The organism is Stenotrophomonas sp. NPDC078853, assembly GCF_044901215.1.
GTDB lineage: Bacteria > Pseudomonadota > Gammaproteobacteria > Xanthomonadales > Xanthomonadaceae > Stenotrophomonas > Stenotrophomonas lacuserhaii.
In genome coordinates this window covers 19,789-38,730 of sequence record NZ_JBJDOQ010000014.1, presented here as the reverse complement: position 1 = coordinate 38,730, position 18,942 = coordinate 19,789, and the positions used below count along the sequence as shown (strand labels likewise).

Sequence of the window (18,942 nt, the reverse complement as noted above, 5' to 3'; positions counted from 1 at the left end):
GATGTCGCATCCCGCATCTTGGTTCACCCCGGCATGACAGTACCGGCACGCGAACTGGACGCCGGTTACGGGACACTCCATCCACCAACGAGGAGGACCGTACGATGAAGACGAATTCCAAGCTGCTTACCGCGACCATTGGCCTGGGCATGCTGCTGGCTGCACCGCTGGCGATGGCGAACGATCCGGCGAAGAAGGGCGGCACGATGGCCCAGGACCGGACCCATGCGGCGAACCACGACTCCAACGAGCCGGTGACCGATACGTGGATCACCACCAAGGTCAAGGGTGACCTGGCCGTCAGCAGCAATGTGCCGGCCACCGATATCAGCGTGACCACCGTCAACGGCGTGGTGACCCTGCAGGGCAACGTGGCCAACAAGGCCGAGCATGACAAGGCAGTCAACACGGCGAAGGGGATCAAGGGCGTTACCCGCGTTGATTCCAGCCAGCTGAAGGTCGCTGGCACCGCCTCGACGAAGTAAGTCGGCAGTCCAGTAGAGGTAGTGGCGGAGGCGCTCCAGGTGGGCGCCTTTGCCGTGTCTGGCTCTGGCCTGGGCGGCATCGAGCTGGTGCAATCGTCCGCTGCTGACCTTCAAGGACTGACGTGATGATGCACGCGATGGACGTGGCCGCGCTGCCGCCCTCCCAAGCCACCATGACGACGGCGCCGCGCTTCCTGTGCGTACGCGCCAGGCCCCCGCGTCCGCCAGTTGATGCAGCGTGGGTACGGTGATGTACGGGACGTTCGGCAAGCCCGTCTTTCTGGCCCTGTCACCTTCGGGCGATCCGGATACACCGGCGGCAGGAGCGGAAAAAGCGGTCGCCGGGACGGCCGTGGACAGGATCCTGCGCCGGGCATTGGGTTGACGCAGCTACCCCATGGCCGGACACACCCCCGCTGGACTATAGTGGCTTCACGCGCCCTTCGCGGCCCCCATGGTCGCGCGGCGCGGGGGGCGGCGTTCTGGAGTCTGCTGGGGGATCGGCAATGTGGATGGCCAGGGTGAGACCATGCCAGTGAAAACTGAGGTGGACGATCTGCGTATCCTGCTGGTCGAGGACATGCCCGACGATGCCGAGCGCGTCATCGCGCAGATCCTCGCTGCAGGCATGCGCGCCAGTTTCCAGCGGGTGGACGAAGAAGGCCAGCTGCTGGCTGCGCTGCAGTCCTTCCAGCCGGACGTGGTGCTGGCCGAGTTGAACATGGCTGCTTTTTCGGGCTTCCAGGCCTTGGACATCGTGCGCCTGGCGCAACCGGACCTGCCGTTCCTGTTCCTGTCCAGCACGCTTGGCGAAGACGCGGCGGTGGCCGCGCTGCAACGCGGCGCAAGTGATTACATCCTCAAACACCAGCCCGCGCGGCTGCCTTCGGCGGTCGCCCGTGCCGTGCGCGATGCGCGTGCGACGGGCGAACGGCAGCGGGTGGAGGGGGAGCTGATGCGCGCGCAGCGGCTGGAAAGCCTGTCGCTGCTCGCGGCCGGACTCAGCCACGACCTGCGCAATATCCTGCAGCCTCTGCTGATCGTGCCGGAGTTGCTGAAAGCCCGGACGCAGGATCCGCAACTGCTGCACATGGCCGAGGTCATCGCCGAATGCGGGCGGCGCGGGCATGAGATGGCGGAGTCGATGCTGTCCTTCGTGCGCGGCTCGCGCAAGCCGAGCGAGCGGGTCCCGGTGCACCATCTGTTCGAGGCGGTGCAGTTGCTGTTGCGCGGCACCCTGCCCAGCGATGTCGAGCTGCAGGTGGAGGCGGCGGATGGCGCGCCAGCGGTGGACGGCAATTACACCGAGCTGCAACAGGTGCTGCTCAACCTTGCGCTCAATGCCCTGCAGGCGATGCCCGATGGTGGCAGGCTCACCCTGCGGGTGGGCCCGGACGGCAGCCGCGAGGGACGGCAGTGGCTGGTCATTTCGGTGATCGACGAAGGCATCGGCATGGATGCCCAAACGCTGGAACGGCTGTTCAGTCCCTTCTTCACCACCAAGCCGGACGGCACCGGCCTGGGCCTGGTGTCCTGCAAACGGATCGTGGAAAGCTGCGGCGGACGCATCGTGGTGACCAGCGCCGTGGGCAAGGGGACGCGTTTCGATCTGCACCTGCCGGTCAGCGAGCAGGGCGGGCTGCCGGTGCCGCCCAGCACCCCACAGGCCGCCGGCACGGGGCAGTCCATCCTGATCGTGGATGCCGAGGCAACCCGCCTGTCGCTGCTGGGTAACGCCTTGTCCAGCCAAGGGTATGAGCTGCAACTGGCATCCGACGGCGCAGCGGCGTTGCGCGCGTTGAGGCCCGATGCCATGCCGGCGCTGATCATTCTCGATGGTGGCGCCCAGTTGCTGAGCGCCAGCGCGCTGTTGTCGGAGCTCTCGGCACGCGGGTACCGCGGCGCGGCACTGCTGCTGCGCGATGAGGCCTGCGTGTCGCCGGTTGTCGCGCCACCGGGGATTACGCTGCACGCGCTACGCAAGCCGCTGGAGATGCAGCAGGTGTTCGGTTCCGTGGCCAAGGCGCTGCGCTCGCACCGGTAGTGACGGCCGCTGGCCGTCTGCCCCGTCTGCAGGTGGGTGACGACGGTTTCCTGCCACGAGTGGGTGACGACCGCTTCCTGCTACGGGTGGGTGACGACCGTTGGTCGTCACGCCTTCGCGCTCGCCGGGCATGGCGCGGCGCTGGCCTGGCATCACGCCTGCTGTTCCCACGCGAAGCGCGGAAGCGCGGCCACTGCCTGTTCCAGCCGATGCGCCCAGTTGCGGTGGATATCGGCATACAACGGCGAATCGCCGCTCAGGCGCAGCTGTCCGCCGATCCGCAGTTCATCGCGGCGCACCAGCGCGAGGTCCAGCGGCAGGCCCACCGACAGGTTCGAGCGGATGGTGGAATCCAGTGACACCACCGCGGTGCGCGCCGCATCGTCCAGTCGCGTGCGCGGCCGGATGATGCGGTCCAGGATCGGCTTGCCGTACTTGGATTCACCGATCTGCAGGTACGGCGTTTCGGGCGAGGCGGAGATGGCATTGCCAAGGGGATAGACCATATAGAGGCCAGGCCGCTCGCCGGCGATCTGCCCGCCGAGGATCAAGGTCGCCTGGGTGTTCACCCCATCGTGGCCGTGTTCCACGTCGCGGCATTTGACCTGGCTGTCGACCAGCAGCGCGCCGACATACTCGGCCACCTCGAACAGGTGGCGCAGGCCGCGCAGGTTCGGCGTGCGCTGCTCTTCCACGTCGCGCTGCAGACGCGAAACCAGCAGCTGGGTGGTGGCCAGGTTGCCGCTGGCCATCAGCACGAACACCGCCTGGCCGGGGTATTCGAAGACATGCAGCTTGCGATGGACGCGTACATCGTCCACCGACGCATTGGTGCGGGTGTCGGCCGCAAAGACCAGCCCCTCGTCCACGTCGATTCCGACGCAATAAGTCATTGGCATCGTCCCATCAAGTGCGGTCCAATGGTACGGGTGATGCCGTGATGAAGACATTACCTCCCCCCCTTGTCTCCCGATGACCTGCATGACCACCGTGCTCCTCAGCCTGGGCAGCAATGTCCAGCCCCGCCGTCACCTGCATGCCGCCGTGGCCGCCTTGGCGGAACGTTTTGGCGCCATCGCCATATCTCCGGCCTACCGCACCGCGGCGGTGGGCTTTGACGGCCCGGCGTTCCTCAACAATGCGGTGGCCATCGAAACCGATCTGGACCTGGACACGCTGGACGCGTGGGCGCATGCGCTGGAAGACCGGCACGGGCGTGATCGCAGCGGGCCGCGCTTTTCCGACCGGACCCTGGACATCGACGTGGTGTTCTACGGCGATCTGATCGTGGAAGGACCGGGGCACCTGCGCATTCCCCGTCCGGAATTGAAGCATGCGTTCGTGATCAAGCCGTTGGCCGACATCGCACCGGACTTCGTCGATCCGGTCAGCGGGCTGACCCTGGCGGCGCTGTGGCGGGCCCACCGCCAGTTCGGCGACGCCTTCGAAGTGGTGGAACTGGGTCCGGACAAAGAGGGCTGATGCAGCGGCGAGCGCAGCGGCAAAGGCGGTGACGACCAACGGTCGTCACCCACCGCGGTCGTCACCCACCGCAGTCGTCACCCACCCCAGTGGTCAGCCACCGCAGTCGTCACGACCGAAGCCGGCGGCTCAGGACAGCGTGCGCCCGCCATCCAGCCGCAGCGTATGGCCGGTGACGAAGCCGGCATCGGCGATCAGCCAGCGCACCGCTTCGGCGATCTCTTCCACCGTGCCGATGCGCGCCAGCGGGGTGCGCGCCAGCAGCGCCTCGCGGGCAAAATCATCCTTGCCGCTTTCCGGCCACAGGATGGCGCCGGGGGCCACCGCGTTCACCCGGACCTTGGGCGCCAGCTCCAGCGCCAGTGAGCGGGTGACCATCTCCAGCGCGGCCTTGGCCATGCAGTAGGCGGGATGGTCGCGCATGGGCTGGCTGCCGTGCAGGTCGGTGAGGTTGACGATGCTGCCGTGGCTGCGACGCAGGTGGGGCGCGGCGGCCTGCCCCAGCAGCAGCGGCGCCCGGGCGTTCACTGCGTACAGGTCATCGATGGCTTCGGCGGTGATCTGCCCAAGCGGGGTAGCGAAGAAGTTGGAGGCATTGTTGACCAGCGCATCCAGCCTGCCGAAATGGGCCGCTGCCTGTTCGACCAGGTCGGCCAGGGCATCAGCCTGGCGCAGGTCGGCCTGCAGCGCCAGCACGCTGCCCGGCCGGGCCAGTTCAAACGCGAAAGCGGCCTGCTGCAGCTCGTCGCTGGAGCGGTTGGCGTGCAGCACGATGTTGTAGCCAGCCTGGTGCAGATGACCGGCAATGGCCGCACCGATGCGGCGCGCGCTGCCGGTGATCAGGGCCACGGGGGCGGTAGGGGTCATCGGGTACTCCATGGCTCGGCTATCCTGTGCACCATTGTCACCGCATTTGAAGACGCCATGCAGTCCACCCTTCCGCTGCCCGATACCGACGCCCTGGCCCATAGCGAACAGCTGGCGGCCGCCCTGCGCGATGAAATCCGTACGCAGGGCGGTGCGATCCCGTTCTCGCGCTTCATGGAGCTGTGCCTGTACACACCCGGTTGGGGGTATTACAGCGCCGGCGCCAGCAAGTTCGGCGCCAGCGGCGATTTCACCACCGCGCCTGAAATGGGCGGACTGTTCGCCGCCACGGTCGCAAATGCGCTGGCCCCGGTGTTCGGCCAGCTGGGACCGCAGGCCCGCCTGCTTGAACTCGGGGGGGGTACCGGTGCCTTCGCCGAAGCGCTGCTGCTGCGGCTGGCGGAACTGCAGGCGCTGCCGGCGCGCTATGCGATCCTCGAGCCCAGCGCCGACCTGCGCCAGCGCCAGCGCGAGCGGTTGCAGCAGAACCTGCCGGCGGAGATCGGCGGGCGCGTGGAATGGCTGGACCGGCCGTTCGACGATGACTGGGAAGGCGTGGTGTTCGCCAACGAGGTGATCGATGCACTGCCTACGCCGCGCTTCGTGATCAACGCCGGTGAGGTGTACGAGGAAACCGTGGCGCTGGACGCCGAGGACCAGTTCGTGCGCGCCACGGCACCAGCGGACATGCTGCTCAACGGCGCGGTACGGCACCTGGAGCGTTACCTGGACAAGCCGTTCGCCGATGGTTACCGGTCCGAACTGCTGCCGCAGCTTCCCTATTGGCTGCAGGCGGTGGCCGGCGGACTGAAACGCGGCGCGATGCTGTTCGTGGACTACGGTTACAGCCGCGGCGAGTACTACCTGCCGGAGCGCGATGACGGTACCGTGCGTGCGTTCTATCGCCACCACGTACACAACGAGGTGTACCTGTGGCCGGGCCTGCAGGACATCACCGCCTCGGTGGACTTCACTGCCATGGCCGAAGCGGGCCTGCATGCCGGCTTCGACCTGGCCGGTTACTGCAGCCAGGCCAGTTTCCTGCTCGGTAACGGGCTGGACCAGGTGCTTGCGCTGGCCGATGAGCGCACCGACGACGTAGGTCGCGTGCAGCTGCGTGAGGAGGTGAAAAAGCTCACCCTGCCCAGTGGCATGGGCGAGCGCTTCCAGGTGATCGGCCTGCAGCGCGACGTGGATTTCGAACCGTCCTTCGAACTCGGTGACCTGAGCTGGCGGCTGTGAGCGGCAAGTGGCTCAAGCCACTGCGCCATCGGCGGTTCTGGCTGTGCGTGTGGCTGGCCGCGGTGGTGACGGTGATCGTGGTCTGCCTGATCCCGCCGCCGCCGCTGGCGCTGCCGCAGGGCAGTGACAAGGTAGAGCATTTCCTCGCGTACTTCCTGCTGGGGGGCAGTGCCGTACAGGTGTTCCAGCGCGGGCGCGCGCTGCTGTGGGTGGCCGCGGGCCTGGTGCTGATGGGAGTCGGTATCGAGATCGCGCAGGGCGCGCTGACCGAAACCCGCATGGCCGATCCGGCCGATGCGCTGGCCAATACCATCGGCGTCGTGGTCGGCCTCGCCACGGCGCTGACGCCGTGGCGGGACCTGTTGTTGCGCCTGCGCGGCTGATGCCGGACGGGTGGTAGCGCCGAGCCATGCTCGGCGGGCTGCCTGAAGCGCCGCTGCGTTCGCCGAGCATGGCTCGGCGCTACCGGGTCCGCGGCGCTACCGGGCCAGGGTCACTTCATCCAGCACCCACATCGCCGGACGGGTGTCACCGGTGAAGCTGATGCACAGGTCGCCCTTGCCGGCCGCCTGCTTGGGCAATGCCGCTTCCAGGGTGACGAATCCATCGGCACCCACCTGGGCGGGCAACGGCACTTCGGCCAATGCCGGGCCGGTGCAGTCGCCGCGGCGGACCTTCATTTCACCGTGTGCCCGCCTGGCCGCTTCGAACTTGCGCTGCGGTTCGTCGTGGGCCAGCTGGAAGTAGTAGGGAATGCGGCCAGCACGGACCTTCAGCGTGCGGATGCCGGTGAGATCGGCATCGGCCCAGCGCCAGCACGGGTTGAAGATGTTGACGTTGAACACCGCACGCGCACCATCAGCCGGGCCGTCATCTTCCAGTCGCAGCAGCAGCTGGCCCGGGCCGGGGCAGGTCAGCAGTTCGTCGTCGCGGCGGGTCAGCAGCGACTGCGCAGTGAACGCGGCCACGCTGGGTGCGGCAGCCAACGGCTTGCCGTTGAAGAACGCGGCAGCGTGCACGGTCACCGGCACCGTGGCCTGCAGCGGCGTCTTGTACAGCGTCGAGTCTGCGGTCACCGGCAGGCCATCGGTGCGATAACGCACTTCGTAGCCCAGCGGGTTGGCCAGGCTGACCCGCACGCTGCCGGCGCGCCGGTCGTCCTGATGCTCGACGGCTACCTCGAACGGGGTCTGCGCATACGCAAGCCCCCATGCGCGGTAGCGCTGCAGCTGCGCAGGCAGGCGGGCCAGGAAGTCGCGGAAATCACGCTGCTGCACCGGGCTCCAGCCGGTTTCGGCCACTGCGGCCAGGCGCGGGAACAGGTTGTGCTGCAGGCGGGCGTAGCTGCGCGTATGTTCGGTGAACATGTTGGCCTGCAGGCCGAGGATGTGGTGCTTTTTGTCCGCCGCCAGCGTGGCCGGCACCGGCTCGAAGGCGTAGGTGCGGGCCAGCGTGGTGAGCAACGGGCGGCCCGGCGGCTCGTTCGGCGATGAGGTCTGCAGGTAATCCATGTACATGTCGGTGACCGGCGACATCACCACGTCGTGGCCTTCGCTGGCCGCCTTCAGGCCACCCTCGGTACCGCGCCAGGACATCACCGTGGCCTGCGGCGGCAGGCCGCCTTCGAGGATTTCATCCCAGCCGATCAGGCGCCGGTCGTGCTGTTCCAGGAAGGTTTCCAGCCGCTTGATGAGATGGCTCTGCATCTGCATTTCATCGCTGGCGCCCAGTTCGCGCATGCGCTGCTGCACACGCGCCGAGGCGATCCACTGGTCCTTCACCGCTTCATCGCCGCCCACGTGCACGTAGCTCGACGGGAACAGGGCGATGACTTCTTCCAGCACGTTTTCCAGGAAGGTGAACGTGCTTTCCTCGGTATTGAACAGATTGGGGAACACGCCCCATTCGCTCAGCGGTTGCAACGGCGTATCCAGTACGCCCAGCTCCGGGTAGGCGGCAATGGCGGCGGTCGCGTGGCCCGGCACGTCGATCTCCGGGATCACCTGGATATGCAGCGCGGCGGCGTAAGCGATGACCTCGCGGATCTGCTGCTGGGTATAGAAGCCGCAATACGGACGCGGTGCACCGGTGGCCGGATCGCGGCCTCCGTCACCGGCCGGGATGCGGCAGCTGCCGACCTCGGTCAGTTTCGGGTAGCGCTTGATCTCCATGCGCCAGCCCTGGTCATCGGTGAGATGCCAGTGGAAAGTATTGAGCTTGTGCGCGGCCATCGCATCGAGCACCTGCTTGATCTCGTCCAGGCTCTGGAAGTGCCGCGCCGAATCCAACATCAGGCCGCGCCAGCTGAAGCGCGGGGCATCGTCGATGCGTAGGGCCTGCAGGGCACCGTCGGTGTTGCTGGTGAACAGTTGCGACAACGTCGCCGCCCCGTAGAACAGGCCGGCTTCGGTAGCTGCGGCAACGGTCACACCGTCGCCGTTGGAGCGCAGTTGGTAGCCTTCGGCGCCGGTCTTCAGCGCGGTGTCGAGCACGAAGTTGACGCCGTTCTTGCCGTTCCCGTTCTTGACCGGCAGGGTGGGGCCGCCGCTGTCGCGCAACAGCGTGCTGAACTGGCGTGCCACGCGCGTGGCCGTGTCGCCGCGCGCCCAGACCGGGGTGCTGGCTTCCACCTTGAAGGGCGCGCCATCGAGGCGTTCCACGTGGGCCGGTGCGGGAATGAGCGGCAGGCTGCCGTCGCGCAGCAACGGGCCGGGGGCGTTGTCGATGGCCGGTGCATCGGCGGCGCGCGCCAGCGGCGCGATGGCCAGGCACAGCAGCAGCGGGGCCAGGGAGGTGAAGCGCATCAGGTGACTCCTGTGGTGGCGGGGCGCCGACGTTTGGCCGGTGCCTCCCGTTTTACCGTCCCCATCATGCAACGGGCCCGGATGACCGGGCCCGTTGCGATGGGACATTGCCAGCTGCAGCTTAGAACTTGAAGTGCACCGTGGCCATGTAGCGGCGGCCACTCTTGTACTTGCCGGCCAGGTGCTCCTTGTCGCCCAGATACTGGAAGTAGGTCTCGTCCAGCAGGTTCTGTGCGTCGATGTTGAGCGACCAGTTCTCGTTGAAGGTGTAACCGATGCTGGCGCCCAGTTCGGCGTAGTCGTCCACGCTTGCCGGCGCGGCACCGGCCACATAGCCGCCGGCCAGGTAGCTGTCACGCCAGTTGTAGGTCAGGCGGGCATTCAGCGGGCCCTTTTCGTAGTACGGGCTGAAGGCCACGGCATTGCGCGACTGGTAGGGCAGCGGATCACCGGTGTTGTTCTCGCCGTTGGCGTAGGTGTAGTTGCCGGTCAGACCGAAGCCGCTCTCGCCGAAGGGCTGCTGGAAGCTCAGGTTGAAGCCCTTGACGTGGCCGCTGCCGGCATTGCGCGGACGCTGGATGCTGTAGTCGCAGTAACCATCGGCGGTGCAGCCGTTGGTGCCGACGATGCTGTCCCAGGTCAGCGGGGAGGTATCGCGGATCGAGTTGTACTGGCGCTCGATGGTGGCCGAGGTGTCGATGTAGTTCTCGATCTTCTTGTAGAAGATCGACCACGCCACCACCGCCTGCGGCGCGAAGTAGTACTCGGCCGACGCGTTGAAGTTCCACGACTCATACGGCGACAGGTCGGCGTTGCCGCCCGAGCCGGTCAGCTGGGTATCGTTGAGGAAGGTGTTGTTGACCATCTGGTTGTACGGCGCCCAGGCGATCACCTTCGCACCGGAGAAACGGAACACCCAGTCGCTGTCGGTGTCCCAGGCCAGGCTCACCGAGGGCAGCACGAAGTCTTCCTTCTTGCTCCGGGTCTGCCACTTGCTGTCCAGGTCGGTCAGGGTCGGCGTGCCGCCGTAGACGAAGCCGCTGCCGTCGGTCTTGGAGTCGACGTAGCGCACGCCGACGTTACCGCGCAGCGGGCCGTTGGAGAAGTTCAACTGCGCATAGGCGGCGTTGTTGGTCTGCTCCAGCGCCCAGCTGTTGTTGAGGTAGCTGGACGGATCCGGGTTGGCGAAGTCCAGCGGGCTGCCCTTGACCCAGGCCAGCACGTTGTCCCGGCCCACCTGGATGTGGCGGGACTGGTCGTCACCGAAGCCCTGGATGCCGTCGGTCAGGCCGATGGTGCCGACGTCGGCCAGGGTGCCGGTACGCACGCCGCCGTACACGTTGAGCTCGAAGTTTTCTTCGTGCTTGCCGTGGCGCACGCCGAACTGCAGCTGGTTGAACACGCTGTCGAACTGCACGTTGAAGTCCAGCTGCGCGTAGGTGTCCTTGCTGTCGGTGGCGAAGATGCCGTTGTTGCCGAGCCAGCCGCCCGGGGCGCCCCAGTTGGCCGGATCACGCGCGCCGGCCGGGTCGTCGAAGGTCAGGCCATCGTCGACGCTCCAGCTGTAGGCGCCGTTGTAGACCGGTTCGATGAAGTACTGCGCCAGGTTCTTGTTTTCCGACTTGCTCTGGCCGACCTGGCCGTTGACGCCCCAGCCTTCGCCCTTCCAGGCGCCACGCAGATCCAGGCCCTTGGTGGTGACTTCGGATTCGCGCACGTTGTTGTCATAGATGACGGTGCCGCTGGTGGCATCGGCATTGGCATTGGAGTGGCCGCTGGTGGCCACGCCGTTGCGCACGCCGCCGAGCTGGTCGATGGCGTTGCGGGTGCCGTCGTTCCAGGTCAGGAAGGAGTACATCGACTGGTTGTAGTTGTCGAAGTTTTCCTTGATGTACAGGCCACTGAGGTTGAACTCGAGGTCTTCGTTCGGCTTGAACTGCAGGTTGACCACGGCGCTGTCGCGCTTGCGCTCCTGCTGGAACCAGGCCGCATTGATCGAGTTCGGCACGTCGACATCGCCGGCCACGCCCGTTGCGTTGGTGAAACTGCTGGCCTTGGCGTAGCCGAACACTTCGATGCCCTGGCGGTCGATCGCTTCTTCGTAATGCTGCGCGGAAACGGCGATGCCGAACGTTTCGTCGTCGTTCTTCCAGCTGTACAGCGCCGAAGCGTTCGGCTTGCCTTCGCTGGCCTGCTGGCTGTAGCTGTAGCCTACAGAGGCGGCCACTTCGTTTTTCTTCAGGTCCAGCGGCTGGCGGGTGTGCATCAGCACGGTGCCGCCGAGGCTGCCTTCGGTCAGGCGTGCTTCGGAAGACTTGATGATCTCTGCGCGGCCGAGGATCTGCGGAGACAGCAGGGTGTAGTCGAAGCCGCGGTTGGGCTGCTCGCCATACAGCCAGATGGCCTGCGCGACCGGGTGGCCATCCAGGAAGGACAGGTTGAGGCTGGGATCGGTGCCGTCGATGCTGACCCGCTCGCCTTGGCCGAAGCGGCGGTCCAGGGTGACGCCGGGAATCTGCGACAGCGCTTCGGCGACATTGGTGCTGGGGAACTTGCCGATGTCCTCGGCGGTGATCGCTTCGGACACACCAACGTTGTTGCGCTTGGTATCCAGCGACTTTTCCAGGCTGGCGCGGATGCCGACCACGGTGATCGTGTCCAGGTCCTGCGGTGTCTGGGTCTGCTGGGCGTGGGCACTGAAGGCCAGGCAGCCGACGATGGCGGCCGAAAGTACGGACTTGCGGGTGTTCATGATGTCTCTCCTCATCACACGAAGTTTCGCCGCGTCGGCGCGTGGTTGTTGCTGTCGTACGACCTCGCCGCGGCCGGCGGGTCGGGTGTTCCGGGTACAGCGTGCTGCGTGTTCCGGGTACCGCGTCGTTCGTTCAGGCCGCCACGCGCTCCAGCGCGCCGCGCGGTCAGCGGGATTGCTGGCCGAGATACCAGCTGGCCGCGCCGATGACGCCCAGCTGACCGTGTTCGACCACCTTCACCGGGATCCGCTGCAGCGCTTCGCTCATCGGTCCCTTGTTGAGATAGCGCGCCACGAAGGTGCTGGCGCGCAGGTAATCACGGATCTTCGGCAGGATGCCGCCGGCCAGGTAGACGCCACCATGGGCGCCGTACAGCAGGGCCATGTCGCCAACGGTGCTGCCGAGCAGGCCGCAGAACACGTCCAATGCCCTGCGTGCCAATGCGTCGGTGCCCGCGATGGCGGCAGCGGTCACCGCATCGGGGGTGCCCAGCACGGCGGGCTGGTCTTCCAGTGCGCACAGCGCGGTGTACAGGTTGATCAGGCCGGGGCCTGACAGCGCATGTTCCACCGACACGTGGGCGCGTGCGCGCAGCATGTGGCGCAGGATCGCCATTTCCAGTTCATCGCTGGCGGCAAGGCTGGCCTGGCCGGCCTCGGTCGCCAGCACCACCGGACCATGCGCGGTCGGGATCCACAATGCCGCACCCAGTCCGGTGCCTGGTCCCACCACCAGCGTGGGGCCGACCGGCGCGCTGTCCGGCCCGCACAGCTGCAGCACGCCGCTCGCATCGACCTGGGCCGCCGCGTGGGCCACGGCTTCGAAATCGTTGACGATGTGCACGTGCTGCACCCCGACCTCGGTTTCCAGCTGGCGCGCCGACAGCGGCCAGGGCACGTTCGCGGTGATCACCGTGCCGTCTTCGCGGGCGTAGCCGGCGGTGGCCACCACGCAATGCGCCGGACGCATGCCGTCGCCGAGGAAGTCGGAAAGGATCGCGCCCAGGCCGGGGTGATCGGCATTGCGGTACTTGCGGTAGTCCAGCACGCGTACCGGATGCGCGGCGTCGCCGCTTGCCTCTACGCGGGCCACCCGGACATGGGTGCCACCGACGTCCGCGGCCAGAAAGCCCGGCGCTGCAGTGGAGAGGACGTGGGTGGGTGCGGGATGGCTGGCAGCGGTCACGCGGGCTCCTGCGGAGTGCGGGCCATGGGTGGCCCGCCGTTGAGCGGAATATGAAGCCGTGTTGACAACGATGTCAACGGCTTCGTGAATTTTTCGTTGCTGCATCGCAAGAGATGGTTTCCGCAGAAAACGATTACATGCCGGAACCGCGTCCTCCGGGGAAACATCCGCAGCGCAGGCGCTTGAGCGGTCCAGCGTGTTCAGCGTGTTCGACAGCCCCAAGGATGCGGCATCGCAGCAAATATAGGGCGGAGGATTTTGTGAGTTGACAAAGTCCCTATGCCCGTCGAAAGAATGTGACAACGTTGTTCCCAGCCACTCGTCGACGACGCCCTGCGCGGAGTCGCAGCAGGAGCCTTGCCGATGTCCGCCGTCCACGCTGCAGGTGCGCGTACCAGCGTCACCACGTCCATCGCCATCGTCGGCGTGTTGTTCTTCCTGATCGGCTTCTTCACCTGGCTCAATGGACCGCTGATCACCTTCGTCAAACTGGCCTTCGAGCTCGACGAGGTGGGTGCGTTCCTGGTGCTGATGGTGTTCTACCTGTCCTACTTTTTCCTGGCGCTGCCGTCCTCGTGGATTCTGCGCCGTACCGGCATGAAGAAAGGGCTGAGCCTGAGCCTGCTGGTGATGGCCGCCGGTGCAGCCACTTTCGGTGAGTTCGCTACCCAGCGCTGGTATCCGGGCGCGCTGGGCGGTCTTTTCATCATCGGCAGCGGCCTGGCACTGCTGCAGACCGCGATCAATCCGTACATCAGCATCCTGGGGCCGATTGAAACCGCAGCGCGGCGCATCGCGCTGATGGGCATCTGCAACAAGATCGCCGGCATGCTCGCGCCGGTGCTGATCGGCACGCTGGTACTGCATGGCGTCGGCGATCTCTCCACTGCGGTGGAGCAGGCCGACGTGGCAACCCGCGCGGCACTGCTCAACGACTTCGCCGCCAAGATCCATGCGCCTTACCTGGGCATGGCCGCGCTGCTGGTGGTGCTGTCGGTGGCGGTGCTGTTCTCGCCGCTGCCCGAACTGAAATCCTCCGAGGCCAATGCCGCACCGGCGGGCAAGGGGGGGATCGAACGCAGCAGCATTTTCCAGTTCCCGCACCTGTGGCTGGGCGTGCTGTGCCTGTTCGTCTATGTGGGCGTGGAAGTGATGGCCGGTGATGCCATCGGCACCTACGGCCACGGATTCGACCTGCCGCTGGACCAGACCAAGATGTTCACCTCCCTTACCTTGGGGGCGATGCTGGTGGGCTACGTGGTGGGCCTGCTGCTGATCCCCCGTTTTGTTTCCCAGTCGCGCTACCTGAGCATTTCCGCCTCGCTCGGCGTGCTGTTCTGCGTGGGCGCCTACTTCACCCATGGCTATGCGTCGGTCGCCTTCGTGGCACTGCTCGGGTTCGCCAACGCGATGATGTGGCCGGCGATCTTCCCGCTCGCGATCCGCGGCCTGGGGCGCTTCACCGAGACCGGTTCGGCACTGCTGGTGATGGGCATCGCCGGCGGTGCGATCATTCCGCAGGCCTTTGCCGTGCTCAAGCAGCATGTCGACTTCCAGCTGGTGTTCCTGCTGCTGATGGTCCCGTGCTACCTGTACATCCTGTTCTATTCGACCATCGGGCACCGCGCGGGCCTGCCGCGCGACGCTGCCTGATCGGCGATCATGGACGCCACGGATCAACCGCGGGGAACGGCAATGCGCAGAGCCACAATCAAGGACGTCGCCGAGAAGGCCAAGGTCTCGCTGAAGACCGTGTCGCGCGTCATCAACAACGAACCGTCGGTGATGCAGGCCACCCGCGCGCGGGTGCTGCGTGCGGTGGCCGAGCTGGATTACGAGCCGGATCCCTCGGCGCGCAACCTGCGCAGCGGCACTACCTTCGTGGTCGGGCTGGTGTATGACAACCCCAACCCGTACCACATCATCGGCGTGCAGAACGGCGTGCTGGCGGCCTGCCGCGAGACCGGCTTCGGCCTGCAGATCCACCCCTGCGATTCCAGTTCGCCGCTGCTGGCTGAAGAGCTGGCCGACTGGGTACAGCGTTCGCGACTGGCCGGGCTGGTGCTGACCGCGCCGATGTCCGAGCGCCGCGACCTGGTGCAGGCCTTGACCGCGCGTGGCATCAAGCTGGTGCGCATCATCGCCGCTACCGAAGATCCCGCCGACGGGGCCTGCGTGTTCGTCGACGACCGCGAGGCCGCCTACGAGGTTACCGAGCACCTGATCCAGCTTGGCCACCAGCGCATCGGCTTCCTGTGGGGCGGTAGTTCACACCGTTCATCGGTGGAGCGCCATGCCGGCTACGAAGCGGCGTTGAAGGACTACGGCATGACCGTGGACAAGCACCTGGTGGTGCAGGGTGATTACACCTTCGACGATGGATTCCGCGGTGCACGGCGCCTGCTGGCGCTGCGCGAGCCGCCGACCGCCATCTTCGGGTCCAACGACGAAATCGCCGCCGGCGTACTGGCGGCAGCGAAGTCGGCCGGCATGAACGTGCCCTATGACCTGTCCATCGCCGGCTTCGAGGACAGTCCGTTTTCGCGCCAGTCCTGGCCGCCATTGACCACCGCCAAGCAGGCCACCGAAGACATCGCCCGGCATGCCGCGCGCCTGCTGATCGCACAGCTGCGCAGCGATGCGTATGACGATGCGCCGTCGCCGCTGCACAACCAGGGCTTCGTGCCACAGCTGGTGGTGCGTGGTTCGACCGCGCCGATGCGTCCGGCCGCCGCGCGTGCCCTTCCTTCCGATCCTCCTTGAGTACCGCCATGACCCTGCCAGCCCCTGTCGACACGTTGATGTTCCGCGAAGCCGCCGAGGCGGCCGATGTCATCGCCGCCCAGTTCGCGCGCAATCATGGCGTGATGGAAACGCTGGCAGCCAGCCTGCGCGCTGCGCCGCCGCCGTTCGTGGTGACCTGCGCGCGCGGCAGTTCGGACCATGCGGCGACCTATGCCAAGTACCTGCTGGAGACCCAGCTTGGCCTTGTGGTGGCGTCGGCTTCGCCATCGGTGGGATCGGTATACGCCGCGCCGCTGCAGCTGCGCGGGGCGTTGTTCATCGTGATCTCGCAGTCCGGCAAGAGCCCGGACCTGCTGCGCAATGCGGAGGCGGCCAAGGCCGCCGGCGCGCGCGTGGTGGCGCTGGTCAACGTGGAGGATTCGCCGTTGGCGCAGCTGGCCGAGACGGTGATCCCGCTGCACGCCGGGGCCGAGCGCAGCGTCGCGGCGACCAAGAGTTATCTCGCCTCGCTGGCCGCCGTGCTGCAGCTGGCCGCGTACTGGAAACAGGACAGCGCGCTGCGCGCGGCGCTGGACGCGCTGCCGGCGGCCCTGCGCGAGGCCTGGCAGGCGGACTGGAGCGCGGTCACCGAGGGCCTGGTGGAGGCCTCCAATCTGTTCGTGCTGGGGCGTGGCCTCGGTCTTGGTGCGGCGCAGGAAGCGGCGCTGAAGTTCAAGGAAACCTGTGGCCTGCATGCCGAGGCGTACAGCTCGGCGGAGGTCAAGCACGGACCGATGGCGCTGGTCGGGCCGGGCTTCCCGGTGCTGGCCTTCGCCCAGCCGGACGAAACAGGCGCCGGTACGCGCGCGGTGGCCGATGAATTCGCCGCGCGGGGTGCGCAGGTGTGGCTGGCAGGCGCCGGCGGAGACCTGCCCTTGGCCGCCGCGCCGCATCCATTGTGCGCACCGCTGCTGACGGTGCAGAGCTTCTACCGCGCAATCAACGCGCTGGCGCTGCGTCGCGGGCACAACCCGGACCTGCCGCCGCATCTGAACAAGGTCACGGAGACCGTCTGATGAAGCAGGTGCTGCGCAATGCCCGGATGCTGGTGGGCGAAGAGTTCCGCGATGACCTCGCGCTGGTGATCGAAGAGGGCCGCATCAGCGCGGTGCTGCCCGATGCGGCACCGCAGCTGGGACCGGCCGACGAACAGGTGGACCTCGGTGGCGGCTGGCTGCTGCCGGGCTTCATCGACGTGCAGGTCAATGGCGGCGGCGGCGCCTTGTTCAACAACACGCCGGACGTGCCGACCCTGCGCACGATCGCCGCGGCGCATCGCCGCTTCGGCACCACCGCGCTGCTGCCGACGTTGATCAGCGATGACCTGCAGGTGATGCGCGCTGCGATCACTGCCACCCACGATGCCATCGCGCAGGGGGTGCCCGGCGTGATCGGCATCCACCTGGAAGGTCCCTATATCGCGCCGGCCCGCAAAGGCACGCACGACGTCAGCAAGTTCCGCGTGCCGGACGCCGATGAGGTCGCGCTGGCGGCATCGCTGGACAATGGCGTGACCCTGCTGACGCTGGCGCCGGAACGGGTGCCGCTGGAGACCATCCGCGCGCTGGTGGAGCGTGGCGTGATCGTGGCGGCCGGGCACACCGCGGCCACCTACGAAGAAGCACGCGCCGGGCTGGATGCCGGTATCCGCGGCTTCACCCACCTGTACAACGCGATGTCACCGCTGCAGGGCCGTGAGCCGGGTGCGGTGGGCGCTGCGCTGGAAGACCGGGACAGCTGGGTCGGGATCATCGTCGATGGCGTGCACGTGCATCCGGGCAGCCTGCGCGTGGCGCTGGCCGCCAAGCCGCGCGGCCGCCTGTTGCTGGTGACCGATGCGATGCCGCCGGTCGGTGCGGATGACCCCAGTTACGAGCTGTACGGGGAGATCATCACCGCCGTGGACGGCGTGGTGCGCAACGCGGCCGGTTCGCTGGCCGGTTCCGCGCTGGACATGGCCACGGCGGTGCGCAACACCGTGCAGCTGCTCGGCGAGCCACTGGCCGAAGCCGCACGCATGGCCTCCACCTACCCGGCGCGCTTCCTCAACGTGGATGACCGGATGGGACATATCGCCGAGGGCTTCCAGGCCGACCTGGTGCTGCTGGACGATGCCCTGCAGGTGCGCGGCACCTGGATTGCCGGGCAGTACGAAGCGGCATGAGCACGGCCGCCGCCACGCGCCTGGCATCGATCGATGCACTGCGCGGGATCACGGTGGCGGCGATGTTGCTGGTCAACAACCCGGGTGACTGGGGCCATGTGCATGCGCCGTTGCTGCATGCGGCATGGCATGGCTGCACGCCGACCGACCTGGTGTTTCCCTTTTTCCTGTTCCTGGTCGGCGTGTCGATGGCGTTCAGCGTGGTGCCACGCGCAGCGAATGCAGCGGCACGGCCTGCGCTGGCGCGCGGCGTGCTGACCCGTGCGCTGCGGATCCTGCTGGCCGGCCTGCTGCTGCACGCGCTTGCGTGGTGGCTGCTGGAGCTGCCGCACTACCGCCTCTGGGGCGTCCTGCAGCGCATCGCGGTGTGCTCGGCGCTGGTGGGGTTGCTGGCGGTGTACGCGCGCCAGCGGCTGCAGTGGGCGGCGCTGGTGCTGCTGCTTGCAGGCTATTCCGGTCTGTTGCTGGGCGCCGATACGCTGGTGCCGCTGCTCAACCCGGTGAGCCGGCTGGACACCGCGTTGTTCGCCCCATGGATCTACCAGTACGAGGCGGCCAGCGGACTGGGCCATGATCCAGAAGGATTGATGAGCACGCTGGGTGCGCTGGCGACCACGCTGCTGGGGCTGCTGGCGGGGCAGATGCTGCGTGCCGCCGCGGCGCTGCGGCTGGCCATCTGCGGCGCGCTGCTGCTGGCCATCGGCCTGGCGGCGGCAGTGTGGCTGCCACTCAACAAGAATCTGTGGACGCCCCCGTATGTGCTCTGGACGGGGGGCCTGGCGATCATCGCCCTGCTCGCCGCGCATTGGCTGATCGACCAGCGCGGCTGGCCGGCATTGGGGCGCCGCTTCGGCGTGAACGCCATTACCGTTTATCTCGGCGCATCAGTGATGTCGGTGCTGCTGGGCGCCAGCGGGCTCTGGCAGGCGGCCTGGAACGCTGCCGCTGGCGCAATGCCGACGCAGCTGGCGACGGCCTCGCTGCTGATCGCGGTTTCCTTTGTCGCTGCATGGTGGGCGGTGGCGTGGTGGCTGGACGCACGCCGCATCTACCTGAAGATCTGAACCTGTTAAGTCATGTTCGCGGCGCGGGAGCCCAAGGCCTGTCCACATCCAATGTGTGAATGGCCTCG

Annotated in this window: 15 protein-coding genes; 10 read left to right on the top strand and 5 right to left on the bottom strand. The window is 67.1% G+C overall.

The window, feature by feature from the left end; genetic code table 11:
* Positions 1-104: 104 nt before the first annotated feature.
* Complete coding sequence (locus ACI2JH_RS14350) at positions 105-485, top strand: BON domain-containing protein (protein WP_042614161.1); 381 nt, start codon at positions 105-107, stop codon at positions 483-485.
* A gap of 529 nt (positions 486-1,014) precedes the next feature.
* Entirely contained in the window at positions 1,015-2,529 is a 1,515-nt protein-coding gene (locus ACI2JH_RS14345) for an ATP-binding protein (protein ID WP_101098926.1), read from the top strand.
* 152 nt (positions 2,530-2,681) lie between these two features.
* Here ACI2JH_RS14345 and ACI2JH_RS14340 read toward each other — a convergent pair whose 3' ends face one another.
* The gene (locus tag ACI2JH_RS14340) at positions 2,682-3,422 is read right to left on the bottom strand and encodes a 20S proteasome subunit A/B (RefSeq protein WP_404736541.1); all 741 of its coding nucleotides are present in this window, start codon (positions 3,420-3,422) and stop codon (positions 2,682-2,684) included.
* An 88-nt stretch (positions 3,423-3,510) separates the two neighbouring features.
* On the opposite strand from ACI2JH_RS14340, the gene folK reads away from it, so the two are divergent.
* A complete protein-coding gene (gene folK / locus ACI2JH_RS14335; RefSeq protein WP_404736540.1) occupies positions 3,511-4,011 on the top strand; it encodes a 2-amino-4-hydroxy-6-hydroxymethyldihydropteridine diphosphokinase in 501 nt (166 codons plus the stop codon).
* A 129-nt stretch (positions 4,012-4,140) separates the two neighbouring features.
* Here the strand turns inward: folK and ACI2JH_RS14330 are convergent, their stop codons facing one another.
* Entirely contained in the window at positions 4,141-4,878 is a 738-nt protein-coding gene (locus ACI2JH_RS14330; protein WP_101099032.1) for a pteridine reductase, read from the bottom strand.
* Between the two features lie 57 nt (positions 4,879-4,935).
* Here ACI2JH_RS14330 and ACI2JH_RS14325 point away from each other — a divergent pair, with 57 nt between their 5' ends.
* Together ACI2JH_RS14325 and ACI2JH_RS14320 are read left to right on the top strand one after the other, a co-directional pair.
* Positions 4,936-6,120 carry a class I SAM-dependent methyltransferase gene (locus ACI2JH_RS14325; protein WP_182657318.1) on the top strand — a complete coding sequence of 395 codons (1,185 nt, stop codon included), beginning with the start codon at positions 4,936-4,938 and terminating at the stop codon, positions 6,118-6,120.
* Complete coding sequence (locus ACI2JH_RS14320) at positions 6,117-6,503, top strand: VanZ family protein (protein WP_182657317.1); 387 nt, start codon at positions 6,117-6,119, stop codon at positions 6,501-6,503. Before ACI2JH_RS14325 ends, ACI2JH_RS14320 begins: the two co-directional genes overlap by 4 nt.
* Before the next feature lie 96 nt (positions 6,504-6,599).
* Here the strand turns inward: ACI2JH_RS14320 and ACI2JH_RS14315 are convergent, their stop codons facing one another.
* From ACI2JH_RS14315 to ACI2JH_RS14305, 3 genes are all read right to left on the bottom strand, one after another.
* Entirely contained in the window at positions 6,600-8,924 is a 2,325-nt protein-coding gene (locus ACI2JH_RS14315; protein WP_404736539.1) for a beta-N-acetylhexosaminidase, read from the bottom strand.
* Between the two features lie 121 nt (positions 8,925-9,045).
* Positions 9,046-11,676 carry a TonB-dependent receptor gene (locus ACI2JH_RS14310; RefSeq protein WP_182657315.1) on the bottom strand — a complete coding sequence of 877 codons (2,631 nt, stop codon included), beginning with the start codon at positions 11,674-11,676 and terminating at the stop codon, positions 9,046-9,048.
* A 166-nt stretch (positions 11,677-11,842) separates the two neighbouring features.
* The gene (locus tag ACI2JH_RS14305) at positions 11,843-12,862 is read right to left on the bottom strand and encodes a glucokinase family protein (protein WP_317450765.1); all 1,020 of its coding nucleotides are present in this window, start codon (positions 12,860-12,862) and stop codon (positions 11,843-11,845) included.
* Positions 12,863-13,225: 363 nt separating this feature from the next.
* Here ACI2JH_RS14305 and ACI2JH_RS14300 point away from each other — a divergent pair, with 363 nt between their 5' ends.
* Genes ACI2JH_RS14300 through ACI2JH_RS14280 form a run of 5 tightly spaced genes read left to right on the top strand, consistent with a single transcriptional unit; the run spans position 13,226 to position 18,874 of the window.
* On the top strand, positions 13,226-14,515 hold the full coding sequence (locus tag ACI2JH_RS14300) for a sugar MFS transporter (RefSeq protein WP_182657313.1): 1,290 nt from the start codon (positions 13,226-13,228) through the stop codon (positions 14,513-14,515).
* A 42-nt stretch (positions 14,516-14,557) separates the two neighbouring features.
* Positions 14,558-15,625 carry a LacI family DNA-binding transcriptional regulator gene (locus ACI2JH_RS14295; RefSeq protein WP_042614153.1) on the top strand — a complete coding sequence of 356 codons (1,068 nt, stop codon included), beginning with the start codon at positions 14,558-14,560 and terminating at the stop codon, positions 15,623-15,625.
* An 8-nt stretch (positions 15,626-15,633) separates the two neighbouring features.
* The gene (locus ACI2JH_RS14290; protein ID WP_404736538.1) at positions 15,634-16,662 is read left to right on the top strand and encodes an SIS domain-containing protein; all 1,029 of its coding nucleotides are present in this window, start codon (positions 15,634-15,636) and stop codon (positions 16,660-16,662) included.
* Positions 16,662-17,810, top strand: coding sequence for an N-acetylglucosamine-6-phosphate deacetylase (gene nagA, locus ACI2JH_RS14285; protein WP_101098937.1), 1,149 nt, complete (start codon positions 16,662-16,664; stop codon positions 17,808-17,810). The genes ACI2JH_RS14290 and nagA overlap by 1 nt, the downstream gene beginning before the upstream one ends.
* Positions 17,807-18,874: a heparan-alpha-glucosaminide N-acetyltransferase domain-containing protein gene (locus ACI2JH_RS14280; protein WP_182657311.1), complete on the top strand. Its 1,068-nt coding sequence runs from the start codon at positions 17,807-17,809 to the stop codon at positions 18,872-18,874. Before nagA ends, ACI2JH_RS14280 begins: the two co-directional genes overlap by 4 nt.
* Positions 18,875-18,942 lie beyond the last annotated feature (68 nt).